An 8192-nucleotide genomic window follows, 5' to 3' on the forward strand; every position below is an offset into this window, starting at 1 on the left:
GCCCGTATCGGTCAGGCGGCGCTCCCGGATTCATCCGTCTTGAGGACGTCGAGCCGCACGACTTCCGCGTCACGACCACCCTCGACATCAGCCGGCGCCGGCACCGGCGTGACTGGAACGGATACTGGTGTCTGCAGTTGCCGGTTGGGCAGTGCTCGGAACGGAGCGATCGCGCCGCCCTGCACGATCCAGAACGCGCCGTCCGCCGCTTCCCGTACGTCCTGCGGCGGTATGACGTAGGTGTGTTGGGCGCGGGCGCTGCCGAGCTCCTCGCCGGTGGCGCGGCCGGCGGATTCCATCCGCATCACCGTCCCGGCATACTTCACCACATCTTCCGGGTCTTTGGACCGGCCAAAGATCAGCGCCGCGCCACTCGTGAGTGCACGGCGCCGGCGGACCTCATCGTTAGACAGGCCGGCCGGGCTCTGCGTCGCGAGGACCAGGCCGACGCCGGCGCTGCGCGCCGTCTCAAACAGGCTCCCCGCGGTATCACCCGGGTCCTGCGCACCGGTCACCAGCTGGGGGAACTCGTCAACGATGACGACCACCGGGGACTTGTCGCGCCGCTCCAACCGGGTGGCGAGAAAGTTCCGCAAGTCCAGCAGGAGCAGATCACCCAGCCGCGCCTGAGCATCGTCGACCGGCGACAGCGGAATGACCGTCACGTCAGCTTTCGGCGCGTTGTAAGACCAGCCGTCCTGGCCGATCCAGCGTTGCATCGGCCGAAGCGCCACAAGCAGGCTCTGCAACGCTCGTGCTCCCGCGGTCGACCCGTCTCGCTCCACACGCTTGTTGATCAGCGGTAGGTCGTCTGTGTCGTCCACGAACCGGGCTGGATACGTCAGGCGCTCGCGCAGGTCATCGATGCTGCGCAGCGGAGACCTGCCTTGCACCATTTGCAGCACCCCACGGATCTCATCGAGATAATGCTGGTTGGCACCGTCAGGGACGGGCATCAGTCGCATCAGCTTCGCCGTGACCTGGTCGCCGGTGCCGTTGAAGAGGTTCCACGTACCGCCGGTTGTCGCGGTGCGGCCGTAGGTCTGCGCCACGGCGACCAGGTTCTCGGCGTCAGCCGGGTCGCCTTTTGCGTCTATGACGAACACGGGCCACCCGTATTCCAATGCACACAGCACGAGTCCGTTGATCAGGACGGTTTTGCCGCTGCCGGACTCCGCGATGATCAGTGCCCGCACCGACGATGCCGTCGGCGGCAGCACCAGATATTTGCCGGTGGCATCGACCCAGTCGCGCACGCGGCGCATGTCATAGAAGCGGTCAGCGAGGGTCCGAACCGTCACCCGACTCGTCACCCCGAACGCCTGCCGCTGATCTGCCACAGCCAGCGGCACGGTGACCGCTTGGCGAGTGGTGCCGACGATGCGGCCCGTCTCGGCCTCGAGGCGCACGCCGATGCGGCGGGCCACGCTGCTATCGGCAGCGCGCTTACGTGCGGTCTCAATCTTCTCCTGCCGCACCACGTTCGATACTCGCCGGGACCGCACCTGCTCGGCGATCTTCCGCCGCCGCAACGACCACGCCGCCGGCAGTAGCAGCACCCCGGCAAAGAAATTCGCCACCACCCACGGACCAAACATCGGCCAGAGCTGCGCCCACCACTCAGCGTCGTCAAAGAACTCGGCCGCGGCCCCGGAACGGATCCAGTCCGCCAGCAGGATTGCCTCCCAAGTGAGGAGCGCGGCTACGAGGAGGATGCCAACGGTATTGACTGTCCACTGCCACCGCCACACCACCCAAAACCGGGTCTTCGTCGCAATCACGTCGCCGGCAATCCGACTCACCACGACCGGTACGACCAGAGGCAACGCAAGCAAAACCATAACGACCGCGAACACGGCGCCGAGCAGCCGCACGATCGTGTCGCTGGTAGCGTCCGTCTCTACCGGAGCGGCCGTCTCGCTCATGCGTGGACCTGCGTCGACTCGGCCCACTCGCTGGTGCTCTCGAGCTCCACCACAAGGGCGGCTCGTCCGTGTGCAGTCGCGTAGGCCCCGGCGCCCAGCTCGGCGCCGGTCCAGTACCCGCGCGCGTCGAGGGAGTGTTGGGAAACGAACCGGGATCGGTCGGTGCGGACCAGGTACTTGTCAGCCTCCCGTGTCACCGCCCGATCAGCGTCTGCCGTGCAGAAATACACCACCCGATCAATCCCCTCATGCGCCAAGCGATACGCGTGGTTCTGACAAATCGACTGATACCGCTGCCACGTCTTCGGCGTCAGCTCCACCTCCACCAGTTCGACAACCCCGTCACGCTCGGCCACCCCATCGGCCTGATGCTCGCGCACGCTGTTCGGTTTGCGATCCCGCCGCCACGTGAACCCCTGCGCCAGATAGCGGGCCGATACCGTCGCGACCGCTACCTCGTGCCGGGTCGTCTGCCGAAACAGATTTGGCGCCGGCTTCCCAATCGCCAGATAGGTGGCCCACACTATCGACCCATCCCGATACGCCACCCGGCCCCGGTCCACCAATCCAGTCCCGATCATCCGCGCAGCCCACTGCTGCGCACGGCGCAATGACACCGGCTCACCAGCACCCGACAGGGCGCCCAACGCCCACCGCACGGCGTCCATATCGGCGAGCCGAACAACGTCCAACCACGCCAAAAGTGCCTCGTCGCGCTCCGTCACCTGCACCATCACTCAGCCTCCGAACTGACAACGTTTCAGCTTTCCACCACGATTCTGCACCCAGCCACCGACACAGCCCCGCATGCCACACCGCACATCGTCGACTTCAACTCATCGACCTCACCGCTTCTGCTCGTCGCTTTTCTTACCCGATTGCTTCCTACTTTCTGCCGTCGACTCCCACATTTTCTGCCGGCTTTCCCTGGCTTTTCCTGTCACTTTTTTCACTTCTTCTCTGTCTTCTCTTCTTGTTCTCCCTCTTTTTTCTTCTCAGTTTTTTATTTTTTTTGTTTTTGTACTTCTGTTTTTTTCTTCTACTTTTTTCTTCTCTTTCCCTGTCCCACCACCACCCCTTTACTTCCCAACCTCCTACACACTGAGGAACGATGGGTGTGGGAGGTTGGGAAGCGAGCGCAGCGAGGGGGCGGCGGTGGGACAGGGAAAGAGACCCCGCACCCATTCGTTTACCTATTCGCCGCCGGTGAACAGGTAAACGAATACCCGCGCAGGCTTGTGGCGCTCTCCGTGCGTCAAATTCGTGACGGACGACGTGGTGCCTGCGACCGATCTTTGGCCCCCCTGCTGCTCATCTAGCAGTCGCCCGCACTGGACCTGCTCCGCCGGGCGAAGCCGAAATGGGGGCCCGGATATCGATGGCATCCCGTGACGCTGCACCCGCGGAAGCGTCGACGCGAGCGGCCAAATCTTGTCGGCTCTATGTCGTTTCAGCCGTCGAGACATGGACAACTCGATGTGCGATCACGGGCCGTTCCGTCGCCGGAATCAGCTCGTTACGACAAGCGCCGGAATCGTTCCACGCTGTCGAACCAGCGGACGACGCTGTTGGCGTTGTAGGCTTGCATGAGGGCATCTTCGACGATGCCGGCGAATTGGGCGGCATCGCGAAGGCCGAGTTCAGCCCGAGCGACTCCGGGCGCGCAGCTGGCGCCGCAGCCGTCTTCGCCGTTGTACTCGACGCCGTCGACGACGGTGCTGTGCCAGTTGGCGAGCTGGTCGTACACCTGGCCGAGGGAGCGTTGGGTGGCGGTCAGACACCCGAGCAGCAGGTACGAGTCGTAGGGCCGTTCGATCGCCCGAGCCGCGTGCGCCAGGCTGCGTGCGATGTCGGCCAGCTCGTTCGCCCGGCTGATCAATTCGCTGTCGTGGTCGTTCATGGTGGTGCTCTTTTCATGAGGTATTCAGGGTGGGCCGCGCGTGCGGCCCACCCGGGATAGCTATTCGGTGTCAGGCTTGGAGTTGCGGCGAACGGTGGCGACGGCGCGGTTGAGGTCGGGTCCGACGTTGTCGGCGTCGATGACGCGGCCGTATTGGCGTGTCTGCTCGTCGCCCCAGCTGTCAGTGTGTTCGCGGCCGACGACGATGACGGGGTCGCCCTTATGCAAGGTGGCGGCGACGTTTTGGCCGAGCTCGAACTTAGCTTCCACGAAATGCGTAGTTGCGGCGTCGTGGGCGAGCCATTTGCCGCCGCGGTACTCGCCGGTGTTCTCGATGACTCGCAGCTTGGTGATCTGAATGCTGCCGGCTGTGACGACTTCGGGGTCCAGCGCCAGGTTGCCGATGATGGTGCGTGTGGACATGAGTGCTTCTCCTTCGAGGGGTGGTGCGTTGAATTGCGGTGGGGAGTCGTTGGCTTTGGGTTCTTCGACCAACTGTTTTTTGTGCCGTCCGGCGAGAAGAATCGATAGCGAGCGGGAGCGCCGGGAGTGCCCCAAATTTCAGACGAGATAAGGGAGCCAGCGACCGCGTCTGAGAATCTGGGAACGGGAGGCGCGTAGCGAGCTACGGTGATCGGCCGGACAGGTCACAAATTGTGTTTCACGCGGTGGGGATGCGCGCCGATTGCGGCCGCGTTCAAGGGGCCTTTGCCCGACGTTGCTGGCAAGTTATCCATAGGTGTTTTTCGCGCGCGCGTACTGTTAATATTTTGTTTGTCCTGTTAGTACTGTTAGGGGGGCCGATCAGCGGCCCCCTATAGGGCCAGATCTGGCCCCCTATCGGTACGCTAAACGGCCCCCTACGGAGGCCGCTCACCGGCCCCCAAACCTCCGCGTCGAAGCATCGGAATGACGTTGGTCTCGTACCGTCGGTGACCGCCCGGTCTCGTGCTGTCGACGAGCAGATTGAACTCGGCATTGTGGCCACGGTGGCCAGCACTGACTCGCTCGATAGCGCCGCTGGCGACGAGTTCCGCGATCGCCCGCTTGACCGAGTGATACGCCGACTCTGATCCGTTGTCCGGAGCCAGATAGCCCAGGGCGATCGCCGAGGATTCTCGGGATGCGAAGTACCGTCGCGGCGGTTGATTACTGGGGTTGTCGGTGTCGTCCCAGGTTTCCAAGGCCATGTGCACGAGCAGCCGGGTTGCCGCGTGCCCCAGGCCCAGGCGTGCAGCTGCGAGAACCGCGCCCTTAGCCGCATATAGGCCCACAGTGCTCTCACCCACCGGATCGGGTGCGAGGCGTTGCGAGATGGCAGAATTTCAGTATTCTGGACATAGATCAGATCCTTTGCGGGTGTTCGATCCTTGCCCCGGGGTGCAACCCGGGGCTTTATCTTTGGCCTGCCGCGAGCCGACGACCTGGTCGCCTGCAACAGGAGGCGCGGCCTCACCGCGTCACGAGGGCGCGTTTGCCCGTCTGCGTCTGTGCGCTCGCCTCGACCCAGGCGATCACTTCGGCCCGCTTGTACAGGACTTTCTTCGGCGTCGGCTTGTAGAAGCGCGGTCCCCGACCCAAGTAGCGCAGATGGGCCAGCCCGCCGACGGTCAGTCCGGTGAGTTCGGCGACGACGACGGGGAGGATGAATTCTTCGGTCATGATTACGTCCCTTCGGTGACACGAGACACTCATTGCTTCGTGTTGCGATCACAATAAAACGCTTTTCGCTGTTTGACAAGGACCAATAGCTGTACGGTGTCGGCATGACAGGTTTTGTGAGGCAGTCCGGAATTGGCGAGCGGATTCAAGCCATCCGGAAACGGCACGGCATCCGCTCCGCCAAGGACCTCGCCGACCTCATGCCCGGCGGCAATGTCACCGAGGCGATCCTGCAAAACCTTGAAGCCGGCCGCAAACAAGACCTCTCGGTCAGCCAACTCCTGAACATCTCCCACGCGCTGCGCGTTCCACCGGTTTTTCTCCTTGCACCAATCGGGCGCCCGCATGACGCGCTCGACCTGGTCAACCTCAGCAATACCTTCGAGGGAATGACCGTCGCTGAATTCGATGCCTGGATCTCCGGGGAAACGAATGGCACCTACCGGTGGCGTGACCTCACCGAGCGCACGGAACGCTCGCAGCTCGAGGCCACGCGCCAGCTCATTGCCAGCCTGCGCGAGCGCCGCCGTCTCACCACCAACTTGGCCATCGAAGCGGAACTCACGCCGCCGGGTGAGGTCAGCACGGACCCCGCGATCTGGGATACCACGCAGGAACGACTTGCCGAGGCAAACCGGCGCATCGAACAACTCAGCAGCTATCTCACCGACGCGGGCTGGGACCTCGAAGGATGGGTCAAGTAGACCGCTGAGCCCGGGCCGAATAACTGTCGTCCGCGTGTGAGCCGTCGAGGTGTCGCCCTTGAGTTGCACTCTGTGCGCGTGATGAATTTTCTGGCGCAGGCTGGGATCGGCGAACGCATTCAAGCGATTCGCAAGCAGCACGCCATCCGTTCGGCTAGAGCCCTCGCCGATCTCATCCCAGGCGACAATGTCACCGAATCGATCGTGCAGAATATCGAGGCTGGCGGCAAGGACGACCTTCCCGTCAGCCAACTGCTCAACATCGCCAAGGCCCTACGCGTCTCGCCAATCTTCCTCCTCGCCCCCATCGCCACACCCTCGGCCCGGTTCGACATCGCCAACCTCAGCTCGAGCTTCGATAACATGACCGTGGTCCAGTTCGATGCCTGGATCTTGAGCGAGGTCGACGGCGCTTACCACTGGGCCACCAACGACGAACACTCCGAACGCGCCCAGCTCTTGGCGACGCCGGAGCTCCACACGCAGCTCCGCGAGCGAAGTCGTTTGGCTGTAAAAGTCGAGGGCGAGCGATTCGTAGAGTTCGCTGAGAAAAATCGCTGCGACTACTGCATTCGACACCACCGAAGTGCGCCTCCCTAAAGTCAGCCGGCGTATCAAACAACTGACTAGTTATCTGGCCGCGGCTGGCTGAGAAACAGAGGGCTGGTCTTACTGACTTCGCCCAGCCCAATGTCGGTGGGCGGGAGGAGAGTGGATCCAGCACAATCACTGACGATCCCGAGGTGAGGTCATGGGCAGCATCTACTCGTATCTGACGAAGGCCGGTAAGCGCTACCGAGTCGTCTATCGCAAGCCGGACCACGATCAAGCACAGAAACGCGGCTTTACGACGAAACGGGATGCCGCGCTCTTTCTCTCAACGGTCGAAGTCACCAAGGCGAACGGCGATTTCATCGAGGCCTCGGCTGGTCGATTGACCATTGCGACATTGGGTGTTCAATGGCTCCACCACCAGTCACATCTCAAGCCCTCCAGCCTTCGCCCGGTTGAAATCGCGTGGCGCCTCTACGTGAAGCCAGCTTGGGGCACCCGAACTGTGGGCGAAATTCGTCACAGTGACGTTCAGTCGTGGGTGACTGAACTTACCGCGGTAAAGGGCGCGACGACTGTCCTCCGCGCCTACGGCGTCCTCGCTTCCACCCTCGACGTTGCCGTCAAGGACAAGCGAATCACCTCGAATCCGGCGCGCGGCGTGAACCTGCCTCGCAAGATTGCCAAGGAGCACACCTACCTGTCACACAGACAGGTCGCAGCGCTGGCGACCGCCTCCGGCGACCGTGCAACTCTCGTTCTCATAATGGCGTATTGCGGCCTCCGCTGGGGCGAAGCCATCGGGCTTCAGGTCAAGGACATCGACTTTCTCAAGCGCAGAATCAACGTCAATCGCAACGCTGTTGAGGTCGGTTCGCAGATAGAGGTCGGAACTCCGAAGTCCTACAAAGTGCGCTCGGTGCCCTTCCCCGCGTTCCTGCTCCCCGGACTGAGGGACGAATGTCGAGACAAGCCGGCAACGGCACTCGTCTTCGCCGATCGATTCGGAAACCACCTCAAACGCACCCGGGTAAGCCTAGGCACGCGGAGCTGGTTTCTGACGGCACTTACGACGGCAGGCCTACCACGGATGACAATTCACGACCTCCGCCACACGGCCGCAAGTCTCGCTGTGAGCGTCGGCGCAAACGTCAAAGCGGTGCAACGGATGCTCGGTCATGCCTCCGCAGCGATGACCCTCGACACCTACGCGGACCTCTTCGATGACGACCTGGACGCCGTTGCAGACCGTTTGAATCAGGCCGCTATTTTTTCAAATGTTGCCAAAATGTTGCCAAAACAGAATTTTGGGGCAAAAGAAAACCCCTGACTCCCAATGTTTATATGGGATTCAGGGGTTCACATGGTTGCGGAGACGGTGGGATTTGAACCCACGGTACCCCGTAAAGGGTACTCCACCTTAGCAGGGTGGTGCACTAAGCCGAACTA

Annotated in this window: 10 protein-coding genes; 3 read left to right on the top strand and 7 right to left on the bottom strand. The window is 62.5% G+C overall.

The window, feature by feature from the left end; genetic code table 11:
- Positions 1–11: 11 nt before the first annotated feature.
- The 7 genes from CXY83_RS02015 to CXY83_RS02045 all read right to left on the bottom strand — a co-directional run bounded on the left by CXY83_RS02015 (position 12) and on the right by CXY83_RS02045 (position 5487).
- A complete protein-coding gene (locus CXY83_RS02015; protein WP_104195744.1) occupies positions 12–1925 on the bottom strand; it encodes a hypothetical protein in 1914 nt (637 codons plus the stop codon).
- The gene (locus CXY83_RS02020; protein WP_146069821.1) at positions 1922–2662 is read right to left on the bottom strand and encodes a hypothetical protein; all 741 of its coding nucleotides are present in this window, start codon (positions 2660–2662) and stop codon (positions 1922–1924) included. Before CXY83_RS02020 ends, CXY83_RS02015 begins: the two co-directional genes overlap by 4 nt.
- 148 nt (positions 2663–2810) lie before the next feature.
- On the bottom strand, positions 2811–3110 hold the full coding sequence (locus CXY83_RS17570) for a hypothetical protein (protein WP_158251806.1): 300 nt from the start codon (positions 3108–3110) through the stop codon (positions 2811–2813).
- Positions 3111–3441: 331 nt separating this feature from the next.
- A complete protein-coding gene (locus tag CXY83_RS02030) occupies positions 3442–3825 on the bottom strand; it encodes a hypothetical protein (protein WP_104195747.1) in 384 nt (127 codons plus the stop codon).
- Between the two features lie 60 nt (positions 3826–3885).
- Complete coding sequence (locus tag CXY83_RS02035; protein WP_134551482.1) at positions 3886–4248, bottom strand: single-stranded DNA-binding protein; 363 nt, start codon at positions 4246–4248, stop codon at positions 3886–3888.
- A gap of 437 nt (positions 4249–4685) precedes the next feature.
- Positions 4686–5114: a hypothetical protein gene (locus CXY83_RS02040; protein ID WP_104195749.1), complete on the bottom strand. Its 429-nt coding sequence runs from the start codon at positions 5112–5114 to the stop codon at positions 4686–4688.
- Between the two features lie 163 nt (positions 5115–5277).
- Positions 5278–5487 carry an AlpA family transcriptional regulator gene (locus CXY83_RS02045; protein WP_233200524.1) on the bottom strand — a complete coding sequence of 70 codons (210 nt, stop codon included), beginning with the start codon at positions 5485–5487 and terminating at the stop codon, positions 5278–5280.
- Positions 5488–5591: 104 nt separating this feature from the next.
- Here CXY83_RS02045 and CXY83_RS02050 point away from each other — a divergent pair, with 104 nt between their 5' ends.
- From CXY83_RS02050 to CXY83_RS02060, 3 genes are all read left to right on the top strand, one after another.
- The gene (locus CXY83_RS02050; protein ID WP_104089831.1) at positions 5592–6191 is read left to right on the top strand and encodes a helix-turn-helix domain-containing protein; all 600 of its coding nucleotides are present in this window, start codon (positions 5592–5594) and stop codon (positions 6189–6191) included.
- A 78-nt stretch (positions 6192–6269) separates the two neighbouring features.
- On the top strand, positions 6270–6791 hold the full coding sequence (locus CXY83_RS02055; RefSeq protein ID WP_146069822.1) for a helix-turn-helix domain-containing protein: 522 nt from the start codon (positions 6270–6272) through the stop codon (positions 6789–6791).
- A 151-nt stretch (positions 6792–6942) separates the two neighbouring features.
- Positions 6943–8073, top strand: coding sequence for a site-specific integrase (locus CXY83_RS02060; RefSeq protein ID WP_104195751.1), 1131 nt, complete (start codon positions 6943–6945; stop codon positions 8071–8073).
- Positions 8074–8192: the final 119 nt, after the last annotated feature.

The organism is Cryobacterium sp. M15 (genome assembly GCF_002929675.1).
Taxonomy (GTDB): Bacteria; Actinomycetota; Actinomycetes; order Actinomycetales; family Microbacteriaceae; genus Cryobacterium; species Cryobacterium lyxosi.